Origin of the sequence: Actinomadura fibrosa, assembly GCF_900659615.1 — a bacterium.
Classification (GTDB): Bacteria; Actinomycetota; Actinomycetes; order Streptosporangiales; family Streptosporangiaceae; genus Spirillospora; species Spirillospora fibrosa.
The window spans coordinates 33,153-51,173 of sequence record NZ_CAACUY010000005.1; the positions used below are offsets into that span (position 1 = coordinate 33,153).

20 protein-coding genes are annotated in these 18,021 nt (G+C 73.6%); 12 read left to right on the forward strand and 8 right to left on the reverse strand.

Translation table 11 applies throughout. The annotated features are described in order from the left end of the window. Nucleotides 1-63: 63 nt before the first annotated feature. Complete coding sequence (locus tag E1300_RS03460; RefSeq protein WP_131755389.1) at nt 64-1,266, reverse strand: PucR family transcriptional regulator; 1,203 nt, start codon at nt 1,264-1,266, stop codon at nt 64-66. A 119-nt stretch (nt 1,267-1,385) separates the two neighbouring features. Beyond that, on the reverse strand, nt 1,386-2,246 hold the full coding sequence (locus E1300_RS03465; RefSeq protein ID WP_131755390.1) for a TetR/AcrR family transcriptional regulator: 861 nt from the start codon (nt 2,244-2,246) through the stop codon (nt 1,386-1,388). Nucleotides 2,247-2,322: 76 nt separating this feature from the next. Here E1300_RS03465 and E1300_RS03470 point away from each other — a divergent pair, with 76 nt between their 5' ends. Both E1300_RS03470 and E1300_RS03475 read left to right on the forward strand, forming a co-directional pair. Beyond that, entirely contained in the window at nt 2,323-4,602 is a 2,280-nt protein-coding gene (locus E1300_RS03470; protein WP_131755391.1) for an ATP-binding cassette domain-containing protein, read from the forward strand. A 52-nt stretch (nt 4,603-4,654) separates the two neighbouring features. Then, entirely contained in the window at nt 4,655-5,557 is a 903-nt protein-coding gene (locus E1300_RS03475; RefSeq protein ID WP_131755392.1) for a siderophore-interacting protein, read from the forward strand. Between the two features lie 112 nt (nt 5,558-5,669). Here E1300_RS03475 and E1300_RS03480 read toward each other — a convergent pair whose 3' ends face one another. Beyond that, nucleotides 5,670-6,083, reverse strand: a complete 414-nt coding sequence (locus tag E1300_RS03480; RefSeq protein WP_131755393.1) for a VOC family protein — start codon at nt 6,081-6,083, stop codon at nt 5,670-5,672. A 91-nt stretch (nt 6,084-6,174) separates the two neighbouring features. Between E1300_RS03480 and E1300_RS03485 the strand changes: the two genes are divergently transcribed. Then, nucleotides 6,175-7,155 (forward strand): helix-turn-helix transcriptional regulator, encoded by a 981-nt coding sequence (locus E1300_RS03485; protein ID WP_131755394.1) that lies wholly within the window; start codon nt 6,175-6,177, stop codon nt 7,153-7,155. 322 nt (nt 7,156-7,477) lie between these two features. On the opposite strand, the gene E1300_RS03490 is transcribed toward E1300_RS03485, so the two are convergent. Beyond that, entirely contained in the window at nt 7,478-8,722 is a 1,245-nt protein-coding gene (locus E1300_RS03490; RefSeq protein WP_207399454.1) for an MFS transporter, read from the reverse strand. A gap of 59 nt (nt 8,723-8,781) precedes the next feature. Between E1300_RS03490 and E1300_RS03495 the strand changes: the two genes are divergently transcribed. Both E1300_RS03495 and E1300_RS03500 read left to right on the forward strand, forming a co-directional pair. After that, nucleotides 8,782-9,756, forward strand: coding sequence for a helix-turn-helix domain-containing protein (locus E1300_RS03495; RefSeq protein WP_131755395.1), 975 nt, complete (start codon nt 8,782-8,784; stop codon nt 9,754-9,756). A gap of 196 nt (nt 9,757-9,952) precedes the next feature. Next, entirely contained in the window at nt 9,953-10,882 is a 930-nt protein-coding gene (locus E1300_RS03500; RefSeq protein WP_131755396.1) for a phytoene/squalene synthase family protein, read from the forward strand. 14 nt (nt 10,883-10,896) lie between these two features. Here the strand turns inward: E1300_RS03500 and E1300_RS03505 are convergent, their stop codons facing one another. Continuing rightward, entirely contained in the window at nt 10,897-11,292 is a 396-nt protein-coding gene (locus E1300_RS03505; RefSeq protein ID WP_131755397.1) for a MerR family transcriptional regulator, read from the reverse strand. A gap of 68 nt (nt 11,293-11,360) precedes the next feature. Here E1300_RS03505 and E1300_RS03510 point away from each other — a divergent pair, with 68 nt between their 5' ends. Then, nucleotides 11,361-12,557, forward strand: a complete 1,197-nt coding sequence (locus E1300_RS03510; protein ID WP_131755398.1) for an MFS transporter — start codon at nt 11,361-11,363, stop codon at nt 12,555-12,557. Nucleotides 12,558-12,566: 9 nt separating this feature from the next. On the opposite strand, the gene E1300_RS03515 is transcribed toward E1300_RS03510, so the two are convergent. Together E1300_RS03515 and E1300_RS03520 are read right to left on the reverse strand one after the other, a co-directional pair. After that, nucleotides 12,567-13,004 (reverse strand): MarR family winged helix-turn-helix transcriptional regulator, encoded by a 438-nt coding sequence (locus E1300_RS03515; protein WP_165502661.1) that lies wholly within the window; start codon nt 13,002-13,004, stop codon nt 12,567-12,569. 73 nt (nt 13,005-13,077) lie between these two features. After that, the gene (locus E1300_RS03520) at nt 13,078-13,290 is read right to left on the reverse strand and encodes a DUF4287 domain-containing protein (RefSeq protein ID WP_131755400.1); all 213 of its coding nucleotides are present in this window, start codon (nt 13,288-13,290) and stop codon (nt 13,078-13,080) included. Between the two features lie 156 nt (nt 13,291-13,446). On the opposite strand from E1300_RS03520, the gene E1300_RS03525 reads away from it, so the two are divergent. Both E1300_RS03525 and E1300_RS03530 read left to right on the forward strand, forming a co-directional pair. Continuing rightward, entirely contained in the window at nt 13,447-13,827 is a 381-nt protein-coding gene (locus E1300_RS03525) for a hypothetical protein (RefSeq protein ID WP_131755401.1), read from the forward strand. Then, on the forward strand, nt 13,824-14,459 hold the full coding sequence (locus E1300_RS03530) for a transcriptional regulator (protein WP_131755402.1): 636 nt from the start codon (nt 13,824-13,826) through the stop codon (nt 14,457-14,459). Before E1300_RS03525 ends, E1300_RS03530 begins: the two co-directional genes overlap by 4 nt. Nucleotides 14,460-14,485: 26 nt before the next feature. On the opposite strand, the gene E1300_RS03535 is transcribed toward E1300_RS03530, so the two are convergent. Further along, nucleotides 14,486-15,001, reverse strand: coding sequence for a winged helix-turn-helix transcriptional regulator (locus tag E1300_RS03535; RefSeq protein WP_207399455.1), 516 nt, complete (start codon nt 14,999-15,001; stop codon nt 14,486-14,488). A gap of 90 nt (nt 15,002-15,091) precedes the next feature. On the opposite strand from E1300_RS03535, the gene E1300_RS03540 reads away from it, so the two are divergent. From E1300_RS03540 to E1300_RS03555, 4 genes are all read left to right on the forward strand, one after another. Further along, nucleotides 15,092-15,886, forward strand: coding sequence for a DUF899 domain-containing protein (locus E1300_RS03540; protein WP_131755403.1), 795 nt, complete (start codon nt 15,092-15,094; stop codon nt 15,884-15,886). An 88-nt stretch (nt 15,887-15,974) separates the two neighbouring features. Beyond that, a complete protein-coding gene (locus E1300_RS03545) occupies nt 15,975-16,412 on the forward strand; it encodes a nitroreductase family deazaflavin-dependent oxidoreductase (RefSeq protein WP_131755404.1) in 438 nt (145 codons plus the stop codon). Nucleotides 16,413-16,499: 87 nt separating this feature from the next. Beyond that, complete coding sequence (locus tag E1300_RS03550) at nt 16,500-17,093, forward strand: carboxymuconolactone decarboxylase family protein (protein WP_131755405.1); 594 nt, start codon at nt 16,500-16,502, stop codon at nt 17,091-17,093. Continuing rightward, nucleotides 17,090-17,956: an RNA polymerase sigma-70 factor gene (locus E1300_RS03555; RefSeq protein WP_131755406.1), complete on the forward strand. Its 867-nt coding sequence runs from the start codon at nt 17,090-17,092 to the stop codon at nt 17,954-17,956. The genes E1300_RS03550 and E1300_RS03555 overlap by 4 nt, the downstream gene beginning before the upstream one ends. The last annotated feature ends 65 nt before the right edge of the window (nt 17,957-18,021 follow it).

Consider the following 18,021-nt stretch of genomic DNA (forward strand, 5'->3'; position numbering starts at 1 on the left):
TTTTGTGACGCCGGGCGGCGGCGCCGTGGCGCAGCTCACATCCGGCGGCGGATCGGCGGGGGGTCAGGGGCGGGCGAGCGTCCGGCCGACGACGACGCTGAGGACCCGGACGCCGTGCGTGGAGCCGGGGGCGATGCCGCTGAGGTCCTGGACGCGGCGGAGGCGGTAGTCCAGCGTCCGCGGATGGACGCTCAGGGCCGACGCCGTGCGCAGCCGGTTCATGTCGTTGCGGTAGTAGGCGTCCAGCGTGGCGACGAGGTCCGGTCCGGCGGACAGCGCGTCCCCGATCTCCCGCAGCCATTTCTCCGCCTCGGGGACGTGGGCGACGCCGAGCTCCAGGAAGACGTCGGGCAGGGCGTGCAGGCGGCACGGCACGTCTTGCAGTGGCGCCGCGCGGCTGACGCGGCGGGCGTGGGCGGCGGTGCGGGCGAGGGATCCGGTGGCGCCGTCGCCGACACCGACCGCGCAGGGCCGTCCCACCGCGTCGGCGAAGTCGCGCACCAGCGCGAGCGCGCGGTCCTCCGCCCCGCACACCGCCGCCAGGGCCTGGCCCGGCGCCTTCCCCGGAGTCTCGGGTCCATGGACGGGCAGCAGCGCCACCATCTCGTCCGGGACGTCCCATCTGACCGGTGCTCCGTGGCGCTGGAGCAGGGCCTCGGTGACAGCTCTGCGCCGCCGTCTGGACGGATGCGGGCGCTTCGGCACGCGGACCACCGCCACCAGGTAGCGCGGGTGGAGGGGCATCGCGACGGCCTCGGCGAACTGCGCCGCGGCCGGGTCGTCGGTGAGCAGGGCCTCGGCGAGCATCCGGACGCGGCCGGCGAAGGACAACCGGCGGTGCTGGCCCGCCAGGTAGCCCGCCATGTAGGCGTTGGAGCCCCGCGTCCCCTGCGGGCCGAACCACCTCATCAGGCACATGAGGTCGCCGCCGTCGTCCGGGCCGGCCGGCTCGTGGATCTCGCGCAGCATCAGCCGGGTGTGCGCGACGATCAGCTGCTTGTGCGCGGGCAGCGGCAGCCCCAGCTCCGCGCGCCGCTCCCCGACCGACGCCATGTACGCGAGGTCGCCGTCGGTCAGGGGGACGGCGTCCGAGGCGAGCTCGATCGTCCTGCGCCTCAGCCAGACCGAGTAGTCCATCGCCTCCACCCGCGACCGCGCATCGCGTTCCAGCAGGCGGTAGTCCTCGACCTCGCTCCGATAGACGCCGACCGCGGCCCGCGCGTTGGCCTCCACGCGACCGCTGAGCTCGGCGATGAGACTTCCCATGTCCGGCCTCCTCGTCTGTGACCGGGCCCCCCGGCGCTCCGGCGGGGCGCCTCCCGGCCTCTGATCTCAGGTCCTATTCGCCGCCGCGGCCGCCGCGGATCACCGGCACCGCGCCTTGATCAGGTGGCGCCGTCGGGGGCGCCGCGACCCCGCAGGTGGCGGGCGATGGCCGCGTCGATTCCGTCCAGGACGATCGCGAGGCCGCCCTCGAACGCCTCACGCGCGGCCCGCTCCAGATAGGGGACGTCCTCGGCGGGAGCACCGTCGGCCTGCGTGTCGGTGGCCTCGTCGAAAGTCTGGGTGGAGGCGCCCTCGGTGTCGAGCCAGGCGACCTTCGGGTAGCGCTCGGCGAAGTCGGGGGCGAGCTCCAGCAGCACCTGGGTGCGGGAGAACCACCACTGGTCCTCCGTCAGCCCGGTGGCGCGGACCGCCTCCCGCGACTCGGCGACCGTCTGGGCGGCGCCGCGCACCACGCTGGACAGCGTCGAAACGGCGCGCCTCACCGCGGGCGCCGGGAGGCCCGTCGCGGACAGGACGCCGAGCAGCGTCTCCAGCACGCCGTACTCGTTCGGCCCCAGCACGGGACGGGCCTGCGAGACCTGGAGCATCCACGGATGCCGCAGGTAGAACGCCCAGGAGTCCTCGGCCCAGGACGTGACCGCCGCGCGCCAGCCGAGCTCGGTCGGGTAGGACGCGGGCAATTCCGCGAGCGCGCGGTCGTACATGAGGTCGACCAGCTCGTTCTTGCCGGGGACGTAGGTGTACAGGGCCATCGCCGTGCGCCCGAGCCGCTCCCCCACGGCGCGCATCGACAGCGCCGCCATGCCCTCCGCATCGGCGACCGCGATGGCCGTCGCCACGATGACGTCCACGCTCAGGCCCGGTTTCGGACCCGGCCCGGACGGGCGGCGACCGGTCTCCGCGCCCCACAGCAGGTCCATCGAGCGGCGCGCGTCCCCCTGCCCGGCGAAGACGACCACGGCATGACTCCTTATGGCATAAACTAATCCGCGAACACGATCGTTTTACGCGCTAAGCCTACGGTGGAGGAACACGATGACCCAGCCGGCGACACGCAGGGCCGCCGACAGCCACGACGTCATCGAGGTGCGCGGCGCGCGCGAGAACAACCTCGCCGACATCGCGCTCGACATCCCCAAGCGCCGCCTCACGGTCTTCACCGGCGTCTCCGGGTCGGGCAAGTCCTCGCTGGTGTTCGGCACGATCGCGGCCGAGTCGCAGCGCCTGATCAACGAGACCTACACCGCGTTCGTCCAGTCGTTCATGCCGAGCCTCGGCCGCCCCGACGTCGACTCCCTGCGCAACCTGAGCGCGGCGATCGTCGTCGACCAGGAGCGGATGGGCGCCAACTCCCGCTCGACCGTCGGGACGGCGACCGACGCCTACGCCATGCTGCGGATCGTCTTCAGCCGCCTCGGCGACCCGTGCGCGGGCCCGTCCACCGCGTTCAGCTTCAACAGCGCCGAGGGCATGTGCCCCGAGTGCGAGGGCCTCGGCCGGACGACCCGCATCGACGTCGACGAGCTGGTCGACCGCGACCGGTCGCTCAACGAAGGCGCGATCACCGTCCCGAACTTCGGCGTCGACTCCTGGTACTGGAAGGTCATCGCGCACTCCGGCCTCGTCGACCCCGACGTCAGGCTCCGTGACTACACGCCCGAGCAGTGGCAGGACCTCCTCCACAAGCCCGCCACGAAGATCAAGGCGAACGGGCTGAACACCACCTACGAAGGCCTCGTCGTCAAGGTGCGGCGGCTCCTCCTGAGCAAGGACAGGGAGTCGATGCAGCCGCACATCCGCGCGTTCGTGGACCGCGCGGTCACCTTCTCGACCTGCCCGGCCTGCGGCGGCGCCCGGCTCGCGCCCGCCGCGCTGGCCAGCCGGATCGGCGGCCTGAACATCGCCGACTGCGCGGCGATGCAGATCAGTGACCTGGCCGCCTGGGTCCGCGGGCTGGACGAACCGTCGGTGGCGCCGCTGCTCGCCACGCTGCGCGAGACGCTGGAGGCCCTCGTCGAGATCGGGCTCGGCTATCTCAGCCTCGACCGCGAGTCGGCCAGCCTCTCGGGCGGCGAGGCGCAGCGGGTGAAGATGGTCCGCCATCTCGGGTCCGCGCTCACCGACGTCACCTACGTGTTCGACGAGCCGACCGCCGGGCTGCACCCGCACGACGTCCAGCGGATGAACGACCTGCTCCTGCGGCTGCGCGACAAGGGCAACACCGTCCTGGTGGTGGAGCACAAGCCGGAGACCATCGCGATCGCCGACCACGTCGTCGACCTCGGCCCCGGCGCCGGAACGGCGGGCGGCACCATCTGCTTCGAGGGCACCGTCGAAGGGCTGCGGGCGTCCGGCACCCTCACCGGCCGCCACCTCGACCACCGGGCGCGGCTCCGCGGCGACCTCCGCCGGCCGACCGGGCATCTCGCCATCAAGGGCGCCGACCTGCACAACCTCAAGAACGTGGACGTCGAGATCCCGCTCGGCGTCCTCACCGTCGTCACCGGGGTCGCCGGGTCCGGCAAGAGCTCGCTGATCCACGGGTCGCTGCCCGGCCGCGACGGCGTCGTCGTGGTCGACCAGTCCCCGATCCGCGGTTCCCGCCGCAGCAATCCCGCCACGTACACCGGCCTGCTCGACGCCGTCAGGACGGAGTTCGCCAAGGCCAACGGCGTCAAGGCGGCCCTGTTCAGCGCGAACTCCGAGGGCGCGTGCCCCGGCTGCAAGGGCATCGGGCTCGTCTACACCGACCTGGCCATGATGGCCGGGGTCGCGTCCGTCTGCGAGCGGTGCGAGGGGCGCCGCTACACCGACGAGGTCCTCGCCTACACGCTCCGCGGCAAGAACATCAGCGAGGTCCTCGCCATGCCGGTCGCCGAGGCGCGCGAGTTCTTCACCGCCGGGCCGTCCCGCGCCGTGCTCGACCGCCTCGCCGACGTCGGCCTCGGCTACCTCGGCCTCGGCCAGCCGCTCACCACGCTGTCCGGCGGCGAGCGGCAGCGCCTCAAGCTCGCCATCCACATGGCGGAGAAGGCCGCCACCTACGTCCTGGACGAACCCACCACCGGCCTGCACCTCGCCGACGTCGACCAGCTTCTCGCCCTGCTCGACCGGCTCGCCGACTCCGGCAACACCGTCATCGTCATCGAGCACCACCAGGCCGTCATGGCCCACGCCGACTGGATCATCGACCTCGGCCCCGGCGCCGGCCATGACGGCGGCGAGGTCGTCTTCACCGGCACCCCCGCCGACCTGGTCGCGCACAGCGACACGCTCACCGCCCGCCACCTGCGCGACTACGTCTCCGCACCCTGATCCGCCCTCGACCCTGCTCCCGAACAGCCCATCCCGATCGCTGGAGGTCCCCATGTCGCGGGCACTGCCCGTCCGCCGCGTCCACGTCGTCCGCGCCGGGAACGTCACACCGCACATGCGGCGGGTCGTCCTCGGCGGGGACGACCTCGCCGACCTCGTCCTGGACGGTCCCGACCAGCAGGTGAAGCTGTACTTTCCGAAGCCGGGCCAGCGCGAGCCGCGCCTCCCCGAGCCGGGGGACGACGGCGACTGGGCGGGCTGGTACCAGCGCCTGGTCGCCCTCCCCGAGGACGAGCGGCCCTGGGCCCGCAGCTACACGCTCCGCGCCCACGACCCGGCCGAGCACACCGTCACCGTCGACTTCGTCCTCCACCCCAACGCCGGACCCGCGACCAGATGGGCGGCGGCGGCCGCGCCCGGTGCCGCGCTCGGCATGTTCGGGCCCTCCCCCGACTTCGCCCGGCGGGTCCCGCTCACGGCGTCGTTCGCGTCCGCCCGCCAGGTGCTTCTGGCCGGAGACGAGACCGCCGTCCCCGCGCTCGGCACCCTCGCCGAGGCACTCCCCGAAGGGCTGCCCACCGTCGCCTACATCGAGACCGCAGGCCCCGAAGACGAGGTCGCCTTCCCCACCCGCGGCGACCTGACCGTCCACTGGCTGCACCGTGGTGACACACCCGCAGGGCGGGCCGGGCTGCTCGGCGCCGCGGTCCGCGCCGCCGACCTCCGGCCGGACGGCCTCTTCGCCTGGCTCGCCGGGGAGGCGGGCGCCGTCCGCGATCTACGGCGCCACCTCGTCGGCGACCGCGGCGTCCCGAAGAACCGGATCGACTTCGCCGGATACTGGCGGCTCGACCTCACCCAGGACGACGCGCCCACCGACGCCGACATGGCGGAAGCGAGAGAGCGCCTAGCCGACGCCGCAGAAGCCGAAACGACCAAGACCAGCGCGCTCTAGACACCGGGACCCCCGCCCAGCCCTCACCTTGCCATCGCCCGCTCGACCGTCCGGAACGAGAGGGAGCCTGGTCGACCTCGCCACCTCCGGTCTGGCGCGGACGGGACGTGCGTCAGCGGGAGACGGACAAGGTCGCCAGGTAGTGCGGGTTGGTCATGATGCCGAGGATGTTGCCGAAGGGATCGACGACGGAGGCGGTGACGAAGCGGTCACCGCGGGCGATGCGCGGCTGATGCTCCTTCGCGCCCATCGACAGCAGCTTCGCGAGCGTCCCGTCCAGGTCGTCGACGTGCCAGTAGAGGATCGCGCCGCCCACGCCGGACGCCTCGCCGTCGGGCGCGAAGCGACGGTGGACCAGGCCGAGTTCGTGCTCGTGGTCGCCGACGCGGAACTCGCAGTAGGCGGGGGCGCCGTCGGGCCCGGGACGCTCGAAGTAAGGGGCGATGCCGAGCAACTCCGTGTACCAGCGCTTCGCGGCGTCGAGGTCGTCCGTCCAGAAGTTCGTGGTGGCGGGTCCGCGCAACATGGGGTGCTCCTTCTCGTTCGGTGCCGATGCCCATGACGCTAGGGCGCCACTAGGTCATTGAACGTCCTAGTAGGACGTGAGAATGAGATCCATGCGCGATCCCTCCGGACGGCTGCTGCGGCTGCTGTCCCTCCTCCAGACCCCGCGCGAGTGGTCGGGCACCGAGCTGTCCGAGCGCCTCGGCGTCACCGCCCGCACCATCAGGCGGGACATCGACCGGTTGCGCGAGCTGGGCTATCCCGTGCGCGCGACCCACGGCAACACCGGCGGCTACCGGCTGACCGCCGGCGCCGGGATGCCGCCGCTGCTGCTGGACGACGAGGAGGCCGTCGCCATCGCCATCGGCTTGCGCGCCGCCGAGGCGATCTCCATCGCCGGCATCGAGGAGACCGCGCCGCGCGCGCTGGCCAAGCTGGAGCAGGTCCTCCCCCACCGGCTGCGGCGCCGCGTGACCGAGCTGGCGCAAGGCGCCGTCACCCTGCCCCCGCAGGACGGCGGCGTCCCGGCCGCCGACCCCGGCACGCTCGCCGTGCTCGCCGCCGCCTGCGCCCGGCGCGAGAAGATCCGCTTCGCCTACACACGAGCCGACGGGGACGAGTCGCGGCGGCTGGTGGAGCCGCACCGGCTCGTGGCCGCGGGACGCCGCTGGTACCTGGTCGCCCACGACGAGGCCCGCGCGGCCCCGCGGCTGTTCCGCGCGGAAAGGATCACCGAACCGTTCCCGACCGGCGTCCGCGCCCCGGAACGCGAGCTGCCCGGTGGCGCGGACGCGGCGTCCTGGGCGATGGACTCGCTGGCGGGCGGCTCCGGCACGATCCGGGCCAGGCTGCGGCTGCACCTGCCGATCGAGGAGGCGGCGCCGCTGGTCACGGCGTGGCAAGGCGTCCTGGAAGCGGTCGACGACACGTCCTGCCTGCTGCACACGCGGTCCGACTCGATGCGCTTCCTCGCCTACCGGATCACGCTGCTGAACGTCGACTACACGCTCCTCGACCCGCCCGAACTGGCCGACCACCTGGCCACCATCGCCGACCGAGCCACCCGAGCCATCCACCCGTTCAAAACCCCATGACCACCGCACGCCACCGGAACACCTGATCCCTTGACCGCCCCGAACCGCCCGGGCATCCAGGATCCGTGACAATCGCGCGCCATCCGCTCGTCCGGACATTACGCGGCGAGCACCTGCCCGGGGCCGTGATGCTCCCGCGCCGCCCGGAGGGTCCGGGCGGCCATGGCAGCCGTCCGTGCATCGAGTCCGTGAGAAGCCCGCGTCGACCACCTGCCCGGGCCTGCGCCGCCTCGGGTGGCTGGGTCCAGGGCCCTCGCGCGCCGTTCGTTCGTCGAGTGCGTGAGGATTGCGCGGCGAACGCCTGTCCGGAGGCCGGTGACACTCACGCGGGGCCCGGGCGTTGGTCAGCGTCGATGAGTGGGGGCGGGGTCGTTGCATCGTTGGCCGGGTGCGGGTCGTCTGGATTGTCGGGGTCGTCGCGTAGGCCGGGGGCTAGGGCGATCGTGACCGCGACGGATGCCGCGGCCATGGCGGTCATCGCCGTCGCGGCCGAGGTCCACTGCGCGACGGCACCGGCGAGGCCCGCGCCGACGCCCTGCATCGCGAGCATGCCGGACGAGTGCAGGCCGAGCGCGTGCCCGCTCAGACCGTCGGGGGTGAGGGCCATCAGCCGGTCCTGGAGCAGCAGCGTCGCGGAGTAGCCGACGCAGGCGAGCACCACGGCCGCGACCGCGAGCGGCAGCGGCGGATGCCACGCGAAGATCAGGAACGGGGCGGCCAGCAGCAGCCGGAGCGGGGCGTCGAGCCGCCGCCTCCAGTGCGGCGGGACGAACCGCCCGGTCAGGACGTCGCCCGCGAGCATGCCGAGCGCGCTGAAGGCGAACAGCAGGCCCGCGTGGTCGGGCGCGTAGGGGACGTAGAGGGACTCGCAGCCGACGATCAGGCCGTTGGGCACCCAGAGCGCGAGGTAGACGTAGCGGCGGGGCGGCGACGACCACAGCCGGGCGTTGTCGCGCCAGGTGTCGGCGGGCGACGGGCGCCCGGTCGCGCGGGGCGGGCGGGCGGCGAGGCCCCACCGGGCGACCGCCGCGGTCGCGAGGTACAGGGCCGCGCCGGTCAGCAGCGTGCCGCGCGGAGACAGGACGGCGACGAGCACGCCGCCGACCGCGAAGCCGGCGATCTGCATGAGGCCCGCCGACATGTTGAGCACCGAGCGTCCGAGCAGGTAGCCGTCGCGGGCGAGCAGCTCGTTGAGCAGGCCGTAGCGCACGCCGCCGCCCAGCGACGCGGTCACCCCCAGGCCGAGCAGGACGGCGAAGACCGCCCAGATGGGCAGGCCCGGGACGGCCTGGACGGCGGTGGCCGCGCCGAAGAGCAGCGCCAGGCCGGTCAGCGCGGTGCGCGGCGGCAGCCGATCGGCCGCCGACAGCAGCGTCGTCGCGCCGACGAGCTGGGCGAGGGACGGTCCGAACATGGCGAGGGAGGACAGCAGCGGCGAGCCGGTCGAGGTGTAGACGAGGAGGCCGAGGCCCAGGCCGCTCACGGTCTGGGCCGCCGTCTGCCCGGCGGACACCAGGAAGAGCGGGGTGAACTCCGGGGTGCCGAAGAGTTCTCGGTACGTGCGCATGGACGGGAGTGTCCGGCCCGTCGTCCGGCGGGCGTTAGAGTTTCGCGGGAGGGCGAAACATGGGCTGGTGGCAGGTCAGTGCGGACACGCTCGCGGGGAGCCGGTTCGTCGTCTCGCCGCTGGCGGAGACGATCGCGGCGCTGAAGGCGCTGGAGCAGGGGACGGCCGCGTACCCGTCCGAGCGGGAGTGGCTCGACGCCCACCTGCCCGCCTACCGGGAGCGGCTGGCGGACGACCCGGTCACGGCCCTCACCATCCGCGCCGCCCTCGGCGCCAGGACCAGGTGGAACGCCGACTACCTCACGCCCACGCCGGACCACGGGGGCGACGCCACGTTCGAGGAGGAGCTCGCGGCCGTCCGGGAAACGCCGCCCGAGGCCGCCCGCGAGCATCTGACCGTGTCGCTCGGGGGCCCGCTCCCGCCCGAGCTGCACCGCTCCGACCTGCCCGAGCGCACCGCCGGGCTGCTGGAGTGGGTGTGGACGCGCGCGGTGCTCCCCTCCTGGCCGCGGCGCCGGCGGATCATCGAGGCCGACGTCGTCGCGCGCACGGCGCAGCTCACCCGCGGCGGCTGGGCGCGTGCCCTGGACGACATGCGGCCCGGCATGCGGTGGCTCGGCGGCAGCCGCTTGCAGATCAACGCCCGCGACTATCCGCCGCGCGATCTCGGCACGGCCCGGTTGATGTTCGTCCCCGTCACGCCGCGCACCGGCTGGGTGTCCTGGGACGACGCCGGACGCCGGTTCGCCGTGGTCTACCCGTGCTCGGGGGCCCTGGTCGAGGCGGGCGGCGCGGCGCCCGAGGCGCTGGCCAGGCTTCTCGGTCCCGGCCGCGCCAGTGTGCTCGTCCTGCTCGGCTCGCCGAAGAGCACGACGCAGCTGGTGGCGCTCACCGGGCAGGGGCTCGGGTCGGTGGGCCGCCATCTGAAGGTCCTGCTGGACGCGCGGCTGGTGGGGCGGCGGAGGGCGGGCCGGTCCGTCCTGTACTACCGGACGGCCGCGGGCGACGTCCTGGTGGCGGCCCAGCGGGACTGACACGCCGTAGGTCATGACGCTGTGTTACGTGCCGATCACTTCAGGAAAGGAACTCCGAGGTAGGGGCTCGGCTGGGCACTATCGCTGGAGGTCGGATGGCATCGCCGCTCGCGTCCGCGCATGCCGCCCGCGTCAGGGCGGGCCGTGGACGCCGCGACGCCGCGCGGGACCGGCGCGCGATCGGGTCCGGTGAGCGGTGAGGACGTCCTGGCAGCGCGTCCTGGACGCCGCCGGCCTGGACGGCGGGCTGCGCGCCGACTACACCGCGGCGGGCCGGATGATGGCCCGCCGGTATCCCGACTTCTACTCGGCGATACGCCTGCTGCTGCCGGCCGCGCGGCAGCCGCCGCTCCTCGCCGTCTGCGCGCTCGGCATCCGCGGCGACGAGCTGGCGGACGAGCCCGCCCACCGGCGCGATCCCGTCCGGTTCCACTCCTGGGCCGACCAGGTCCGGGCCGGCCTCGTGACGGGCGGGTCCGACCAGCCGCACATCCGGGCGTTCCTGCACGCCGCCGACCGGTGCGGCATCGCGCACGCCGACGTCCGCGCCCACCTCGCAGGGCAGGCGGAGCGGCTGCTGATCACCGAGTACGCCACCGAGCAGGACCACGACGACCACATCGACCGCGTCGTCCTGCCGATGGGCCGGATGATGGTCCCGGTGTTCAGCGCGGACGCGGCCCGGCACCGCGCGGTGCTGCGGCCCGCCATGGACGCCGGCCAGCGCACCGACGACCTGGTCGACCTGCACGCCGACCTGCGCGGCGGGCTGCTGACCGTCCCGCGGACCGAGCTGCTGCGCTTCGGGGTCACGCGCGAGGACCTGCTGGCGGCGCGCGACACCCCGGCCGTGCGGGCGCTGGTCGCGCACCGGTGCGCCAGGGCCCGCGCCGTCCTACGGACGGCCACCGCGGCGGCCGGGCGCCTCGACGCGGGCGACCGGCGGCTCTGGGAGCTGACCCTGCTGTACTTCGGGCATCTGCTGGACGCCGTCGAGCGCCGCGGCGCCGCCCTCGACCGCCACCCGCTGCGCTACGTCCGCGCGTCGCCGGTGCCGCTGCTGCGGGCGGCCTGGCGCGTGATGCACGCGTCTCGGCAGGTTCCCCCAGCGGACACGGCCACGTAGGTCCCCTGGGGGCTTCAGTCACCGCCGCCCGGTGGTCCAGGCCGCTCCGGCTCCTGGACGGCGGCCAGGTAGGCGTAGATCGCGTCGCGGTTGCGGGCGAGGCACTCGATGCGCTGCTGGAGCCGCTCGGCCTCGCGGCGCAGCAGCGCGGCGGTGTCGGCGGTGAGGCAGTCCGGGTGCGGGTGGATCGCGTCGGGCCGGTCGAGGAACGGCAGGATCCTGCGGATGATCTCGGTGGTGAGGCCGGAGTCGAGCAGCCCGCGGATCTGCTGGACGCGCCACACGGCCGGTTCGTCGTACTGCCGGTAGCCGTTGGCGGCGCGCCGCGGGTGCAGCAAATCCTGCTCCTCGTAGTAGCGCAGCATGCGCGCCGGGACGCCCGTCCGCCGCGCGAGCTCGCCGATGCGCACGGCCACCGCCTCCCGTGAGCCACATCACATTTGCGTTCACATTAATGTGAGAGTTCGACCATGGTCGCATGTCGACAGCCCCGGCGACGAGCCCGGCGACCGCCTCCGCGCCGGACCGGCTCCCCTGGCCCGGCCTGCTCGCACTGTTCGCCGCGGCCTTCACCGCGGTGATGACCGAGCTGCTCCCGGCGGGGCTGCTGCCGCGGATGAGCGGCGCGCTGGACGTGCCCGAGGCGCGGATCGGGTTCCTCGTCACCGGCTACGCGGCCGCGTCCTGCGTCGCGGCGATCCCCGTCACCGCCCTCCTCCGCGGGCTGCCGCGCCGGCCGGTGCTGCTCGGCGTGCTCGCCGGGTTCGCGCTCTGCAACGCCGTCACCGCGCTCTCCTCGTCCTACGCCGTGACGTTCGCGGCGCGGCTCCTCGCGGGCGTCATGGGCGGGACGATGTGGGCGATGCTCGCCGGGTACGCCGCCCGGATGGTGCCGCCGGAGCGGCGCGGGCGGGCGATCGCGATCGTGCTGGCGGGCATCACCGTGGCGCTCTCCTTCGGCATCCCCGCCGGGACGGCCGCCGCGTCCCTCGCGGGCTGGCGGGCGGCCTTCGGCGCCCTCGCCGCCGGCGGAGCGGTCCTGGCGGCATGGGTGCGGTGGAAGGTCCCGGACTTCCCGGGCGAGGACGCCGCCGAGCGCGTGCCGCTGCGCCGGATCGCCGTGCTGCCGGGCATCCTCGCCGTCCTGTCGGTGACGCTGCTGCTGGTGCTGGGCCACCAGGCGATGTACACCTACATGGCGCCGTTCACCGAGGACTCCGGCTTCGGGCGCACCGGGCTCGTCCTGTTCGTGTTCGGGCTCTCCACGGTCGCGGGGATCTGGCTGACCGGCGTCCTGATCGACCGTTTCCTGCGGGCGACGCTCGCCGCCTCGCTGGCCCTGCTCGCCGCGTCCATGGTCGCCTTGGGGTGTGCAGGGGACGTCCCCGGCGTGCTGCTGGCTGCGGTCGCGGTGTGGGGGGCGGCCTTCGGCGGCGCGCCGACCCTGATACAGACCGCGCTGGTGGACGCGTCGGGCCCGGTCCACGCGGACGTCGCGACGTCCATGCAGACCACCGTCTACAACATGGCGATCGCGGCCGGGTCGCTGATCGGCGGGGTGCTGCTGGAGGGCTCAGGGTCCGGCGTCCTGCCCTGGACGACGCTCCCCCTGGTCACCGCGGCGCTCGCCGTCGTGGTGCTCGCGCGCCGCCACGCCTTCCCCGCCGACCGCTGAGCGGGCTCGTCACGCCTGCGCCCGGCCCAGTTCCGCGAGACGGGTCAGGGCGGGCAGGGCCTGGGCGATCGCCTGCCGCTGCGCGCCGGTCAGCTGGGCGAACAGCGGGGCGAGGTGCCGCGTCCGGTCCTCGTGGCGCGCCCGCCCGATCCGCCGTCCCGCCTCGGTGATGTGGACGAGGACGGCGCGCCCGTCGCGCGGGTCGGGCCGCCGCTCCACCAGCCCGTCCCGCTCCAGCCGGGTGACGAGCTGGGTGATGGCGGGCTGGCTGACCTGCTCGGTCCGGGTGAGATCGGACAGCCGCATCGGCCCGTCCGCGGACGCGAGCGTGTCCAGGACCGACAGGGTCGTGAACGACAGCTTCTCCAGCACCGGCAGCCGGATGTAGAACCGGTTGAAGTCCTCGATCGCCCTGGTGAAGGCGTCCACGTCCAGGTCATCGCGCACGGCGGAGAATATATCGCGAACTTATGTAATTCCCGGACGACCCGCGGCACCGGGACGCCCCTCGGATTCACGCCTACTTGCCGCTGTCCTCGGCAAGCGTGTGCGCGACGAGGGCGTTGGCGTGCCCGTGCCCCATGCCGTGCTCGGTCTTGAGCCAGGAGACGAGCTCCATGTGGCGCGTCAGCGGAGAGGAGCGGATGAGCTCCTTCCACTCCGCGATCGGGCGGCCGTACTTCTTCTCGATCGACGGGAAGTAGCTGGCGGGGCCTTTCACCTGGTCGGTCATGTCCGGCCTGCTCCGTTCTGTTCGCGGGGCTCGCATTCTCGTCCCCGGCCCGGCGTCCAGGCAAAACGGCGCCACCCTCCCGGACCTGCCACACCGCTCCATCCCCGCATCAACATCTTGTTGACAACAGGTTGTTGATATTGCAGGGTTGCCGCCATGGACGCCGATCATGGTCATGCCGCCGCCGAGGCGGACGCGCGCAGGACGTTGCTGGACGCCGGGGCCGCGTCGCTCCCCCGGCCGCCCTGGTTGCACGGGAGCCAGCCGCCTTCGGCGACCGACCTGGTCCGGTTCGCGGCGTGGCGCGCCGGGCGCGATGACGACGAGGCCGCCGTGCTGGCGGGGCTGGCCCTCCTGGCCGCCGCCCGGGCGGAGGTGGACCAGACGGAGGCCGCGCTGATGTTCCTCGCGCGCTCGCAGGGCCTGTCGTGGCCGCGGATCGCCCGCGCGTTGGGCCTGGCGTCCGCTCAGGCCGCGCAGCAGCGGTTCGGCCGGGTGACCGACCGCGTCGAGCACCGCCGAGGAGACGCGACGTGACCCGCCCCTCCGACCCCGAGGACCTGGCGCTGCACGGCGTCCGGGTGCTGGGCTTCCCGACGCCGTCCCGCATCGCGGTCCGGTACGGCCTTCCCGCCGGCGCGGTCGAGGAAGCGCTGCTGGATTTCGAGGCCAGGGGCTGGACCCGCAGGTCGAGCTTCGCCGGCAGCTCGGGATGGTCGCTGACCGACGCGGGCCGCGCGGAGAACGAGAGGCGGCTGTCGGACGAGCTTGACCGGGCGGGCGCGCGGGCCGAGGTCACCGCCGTCCACGCCGCCTTCCTGCCCCTGAACCGGCGCCTCGGCGCGGCCTGCACCGACTGGCAGATCCGGCCGACGCGGCTCGACCCCATGGCCTTCAACGACCACACCGACTGGCGCTGGGACGAGCGGGTGCTGCGGACGCTGGCGAGCGTCGGGACGTCCTTCGCCGACCTGTGCGGCCGGCTCACCGCGTGCCTGGCGCGTTTCGACGGCTACGCCGAGCGCTACGCGGAGGCGCTGCGCAAGGCGGAGGCGGGGCAGCGCTCCTGGGTGGACGGCCACGACCGGGACTCCTGCCACCTGCTGTGGATCCAGTTCCACGAGGACCTCCTCGCCACCCTGGGGATACCGCGAGGCTCCGACACCTAGCCGGCCGCGTTGGGGCGGGCGTCGCTTCAGGCGCCGTCGGCCGCGGCGGCGAGCGCGGCTTCGTAGGCGGCCTGCATGCGCGCGGTGACGGTGGGACCGTCCGGTGCAGGGCGGTGGCGGGCCTGCGGGCCGAGGTGGGTCTCGCGGAGCTCGTCCATGAACGCCTCCAGGGCCGGTTGGCCGCCCGCGGCGAGCACCTCCCCGCGCGCGGCGAACTCGTCGGCGACCGGGAGGTGGCGGGTCCCCCACGCGCCGAGCTGGACGAGCACGGGCACGAGCTCGATCGCCTGCTCGGTCAGGCTGTAGACGACCTTCTGCTTGTGCGAGGGGTCAGCGGCCTTGGTGAGCAGGCCGCGTTCCACGAGCACGGCGAGGCGGTCGGCGAGGATGTTGGAGGAGATCCGCTCCGGTCCGGCGAGCAGCTCGCGGAAGTGCCGGGCGCCGGTGAAGACGACGTCGCGCAGGACGAGCAGCGTCCAGCGGTCACCGAAGATCTCCAGCGACAGGTTGATCGGGCAGCCCGACCGCATCCCCTTCCGCACCGCACTCCCTCCCGAACCGGTTGCGTTTCCGAACCAGTGTCTCCTAGGCTGCGACCAGTTGCAAAACGAGAGCGGTTTGAGGAGGAGCGGATGCCGATCGGGGAACCGCCCGAGGTCGTCTCGCGCGAGGAGTGGCTCGCCGCCCGCACCAGGCTGCTGGCCGAGGAGAAGGAACTCCTCCGGGCACGCGACCGGGTCAACGCCGCCCGCCGCAGGCTGCCGATGGTCCGGGTGGACAAGCCGTACACGTTCGAGGGGCCGGACGGGACCGTCGGCCTGCCCGACCTGTTCGAGGGCCGCTCCCAGCTCGTGATGCACCACTTCATGTGGGCCTACGACATCGACGCGGACGGCAACGAGCACCCGCGCGACACCGGCTGCACCAGTTGCTCCACCCAGGCCGACGTGATCCCGCGGCTGCGCCAGCTCCACGTCCGCGACACCACGCTCGTCGCGGTGTCTCGCGCCCCGTACGGCAAGCTCGCCGCGTTCCGCGAGCGGATGGGCTGGACGTTCCCCTGGTACTCCTCGGCGGGCAGTGACTTCAACTACGACTTCCACGCCACCGTGGACGACCGGGTCGCGCCGGTGCTGCTCAACTACCGCACCGAGGAGGACCTCGCGGCGGCGGGAAAGCCCTGGACGGAGGCCATGCGCGGCGACTGGCCGGGCATCAGCGCCTTCCTGCGCGACGGCGACGCCGTCTACCACACCTACTCCACCTTCGGGCGCGGCATCGAGTTCACCTGGGCGGGCAGCCCGTATCTCGACCTGACCGCGCTCGGCCGCCAGGAGGAGTGGGAGCGGCCCCGGGGACGCGCCGTCCCCCTCGGCCTGCACGCGGGCGGCCCCGCGCTCCGCTTCCCCGACGAGTACGGCGTCTGACCGGCGCGGCCGACCGGCTCTCGATGTTGCGCGCCGGGTAATCGCGGGACGACCATTGGCGCAGGCATCGGGTGAAGGCGAGGCGGCCATGGCACGGATCTACCGATCGACGGCGCTCGGGCGTCTCCGCGACCGCATCATCACGTCCCTGCTCCGCAAGGGCGTCGGACCGCCCGGGCTCTACTTACTGACCGTCCCGGGACGCAAGACCGGGATCCCGCGGACGACCCCGGTCGCCCCGCACGAGGACGGCGGGACCCGCTGGCTCGTCGCCCCGTACGGCCCGGACGGCTGGGCGAGGAACGCGCGGGCGGCGGGACGGGTCACGCTGACCCGCGGCCGCACCGTGGAGTCGTTCACGGTGGTCGAGTTGGGACCGGAGGAGGCCGCGCCCGTCCTCAAGCGCTACCTGGCCGAGCACCCGCGCACCGTGGGCCCCTACTTCGACGTGAGCGCGGACGCCGACCTGAAGGACTTCGCGGCCGAGGCCGCCCGGCACCCGGTGTTCCTGCTCCGGACCGTCTGAAGCAGGCGACCCCTCGGGCTGGTGATTGTCACGCCTGGGAATCCGGCGGTGTCTTCACGTGGAACAGCAACGTTCCAGGAGGACACCATGGCGCTACGCGTCCCGAAGGCCGAGCTCCCAGCGGAGCTCAAGGAGAAGATGATCGAGCAGCTCGGCGCCGTGCCGGAGAACGTCGAGGTGCTCTGGCACAGCCCCCCGGTCGCCCAGGACAACCTGGAGTTCGGCGCCAGGATCGGCGCGTGGGACGCGGTCGACGCGGCCCTCAAGTCGTTCGCTCACATGGTCGTCGCGGCGCGGGTCGGCTGCGGCTGGTGCTTGGACGTCGGCTACTTCCAGGCGCACAACCAGGGCTTGGACGTGTCGAAGGCGAGCCAGGTGCCGCGCTGGCGGGAGTCGGAGGCGTTCACGCCGCTGGAGCGGGATGTGATGGAGTATGCCGAGGCGATGACGGACACGCCGCCGACCGTCACCGACGCGATGTACGCGGGCCTGCTCGACCGGCTCGGCCCGGCGGCGATGGTCGAGCTCACCGCGTTCGTCGCCTACGTCAACCTCGCGACCAGGGCCAACGTCGCGAACGGGGTCGAGTCGCAGGGCTTCTCCGCCGTGTGCGAGGTCCCGCTGGCGGCGCGTCCGGCCGCGGCGCGCTCCGGGCCGTCCGGCGCGGTGTCGCCGGCATGAGCGAGGATCCGTTCGTCGTCCATCGCAGCCTGCTGTTCACCGTCGCCTACGAGATGCTCGGGTCGGCGGCCGACGCCGAGGACGTCCTGCAGGATGCGTGGCTGCGGTGGGCCGACGTCGACGCCTCGCAGGTGCGGGACCCGCGGGCTTACCTGGTCCGGGTCGTCACCCGGCAGGCGCTGAACCGGCTGCGGACGGTGGCGCGCAGGCGCGAGGACTACGTCGGCGAGTGGCTGCCCGAGCCGCTGCTGACCAGCCCCGACGTCGCCGAGGACGTCGAGCTCGCCGAGAGCGTCTCGATCGCGATGCTGACCGTCCTGGAGACGCTCGGGCCGACGGAGCGGGCGGTGTTCGTGCTCCGGGAGGTCTTCGACATGCCGTACGGGGAGATCGGGGAGGCCGTCGGGAAGTCGGCGGCCGCGGTGCGCCAGATCATCCGGCGGGCCCGGGAGCACGTGGCGGCCCGGCGGCCGCGGGTGCGGGTGAGCCGGTCCGAGCAGCAGGCCGTGCTGGAGCGGTTCCTGGCCGCGGTGCGGACCGGCCGGTTGCAGGAGCTGATGGAGGTGATGGCGCCGGACGTGGTCCTGGTCGCCGACGGCGGCGGGGTCGCGGCCGCGGCGCTGGCGCCGGTCCACGGGGCCGAGCGGGTCGCGGCGGTCCTCGCGCGCGCCGACCGGGCGCCGGAGGCGTTCGAGACGGCGACGGTGTGGCTCAACGGCGCCCCCGCGGGCCGTTTCGAGATCGACGGCGAGCCGACCGCGGTGAGCGTCGTGGTGGACGGCGGGCGCATCACCCACGTCTACCTGATGAGGAACCCGCGGAAGCTCACCCGGCTCAACGCCCAGGCCGACCTGGCACGGTAGTCGCGGCCGTGGCGCGAAGCGTGTGTTCCGGACGGCGGGACCGTCCGGAACAACACGCGAACGAG

What these genes read in the sequence shown, in the direction of transcription:
- E1300_RS03460 (WP_131755389.1), bottom strand. Translation starts at nt 1,266, where the DNA reads ATGGGAAGTCTCATCGCCGAGCTCAGCGGTCGCGTGGAGGCCAACGCG.
- E1300_RS03470 (WP_131755391.1), top strand. Translation starts at nt 2,323, where the DNA reads ATGACCCAGCCGGCGACACGCAGGGCCGCCGACAGCCACGACGTCATC.
- E1300_RS03475 (WP_131755392.1), top strand. Translation starts at nt 4,655, where the DNA reads ATGTCGCGGGCACTGCCCGTCCGCCGCGTCCACGTCGTCCGCGCCGGG.
- E1300_RS03480 (WP_131755393.1), bottom strand. Translation starts at nt 6,083, where the DNA reads ATGTTGCGCGGACCCGCCACCACGAACTTCTGGACGGACGACCTCGAC.
- E1300_RS03485 (WP_131755394.1), top strand. Translation starts at nt 6,175, where the DNA reads ATGCGCGATCCCTCCGGACGGCTGCTGCGGCTGCTGTCCCTCCTCCAG.
- E1300_RS03490 (WP_207399454.1), bottom strand. Translation starts at nt 8,722, where the DNA reads ATGCGCACGTACCGAGAACTCTTCGGCACCCCGGAGTTCACCCCGCTC.
- E1300_RS03495 (WP_131755395.1), top strand. Translation starts at nt 8,782, where the DNA reads ATGGGCTGGTGGCAGGTCAGTGCGGACACGCTCGCGGGGAGCCGGTTC.
- E1300_RS03510 (WP_131755398.1), top strand. Translation starts at nt 11,361, where the DNA reads ATGTCGACAGCCCCGGCGACGAGCCCGGCGACCGCCTCCGCGCCGGAC.
- E1300_RS03520 (WP_131755400.1), bottom strand. Translation starts at nt 13,290, where the DNA reads ATGACCGACCAGGTGAAAGGCCCCGCCAGCTACTTCCCGTCGATCGAG.
- E1300_RS03525 (WP_131755401.1), top strand. Translation starts at nt 13,447, where the DNA reads ATGGACGCCGATCATGGTCATGCCGCCGCCGAGGCGGACGCGCGCAGG.
- E1300_RS03540 (WP_131755403.1), top strand. Translation starts at nt 15,092, where the DNA reads ATGCCGATCGGGGAACCGCCCGAGGTCGTCTCGCGCGAGGAGTGGCTC.
- E1300_RS03545 (WP_131755404.1), top strand. Translation starts at nt 15,975, where the DNA reads ATGGCACGGATCTACCGATCGACGGCGCTCGGGCGTCTCCGCGACCGC.
- E1300_RS03550 (WP_131755405.1), top strand. Translation starts at nt 16,500, where the DNA reads ATGGCGCTACGCGTCCCGAAGGCCGAGCTCCCAGCGGAGCTCAAGGAG.
- E1300_RS03555 (WP_131755406.1), top strand. Translation starts at nt 17,090, where the DNA reads ATGAGCGAGGATCCGTTCGTCGTCCATCGCAGCCTGCTGTTCACCGTC.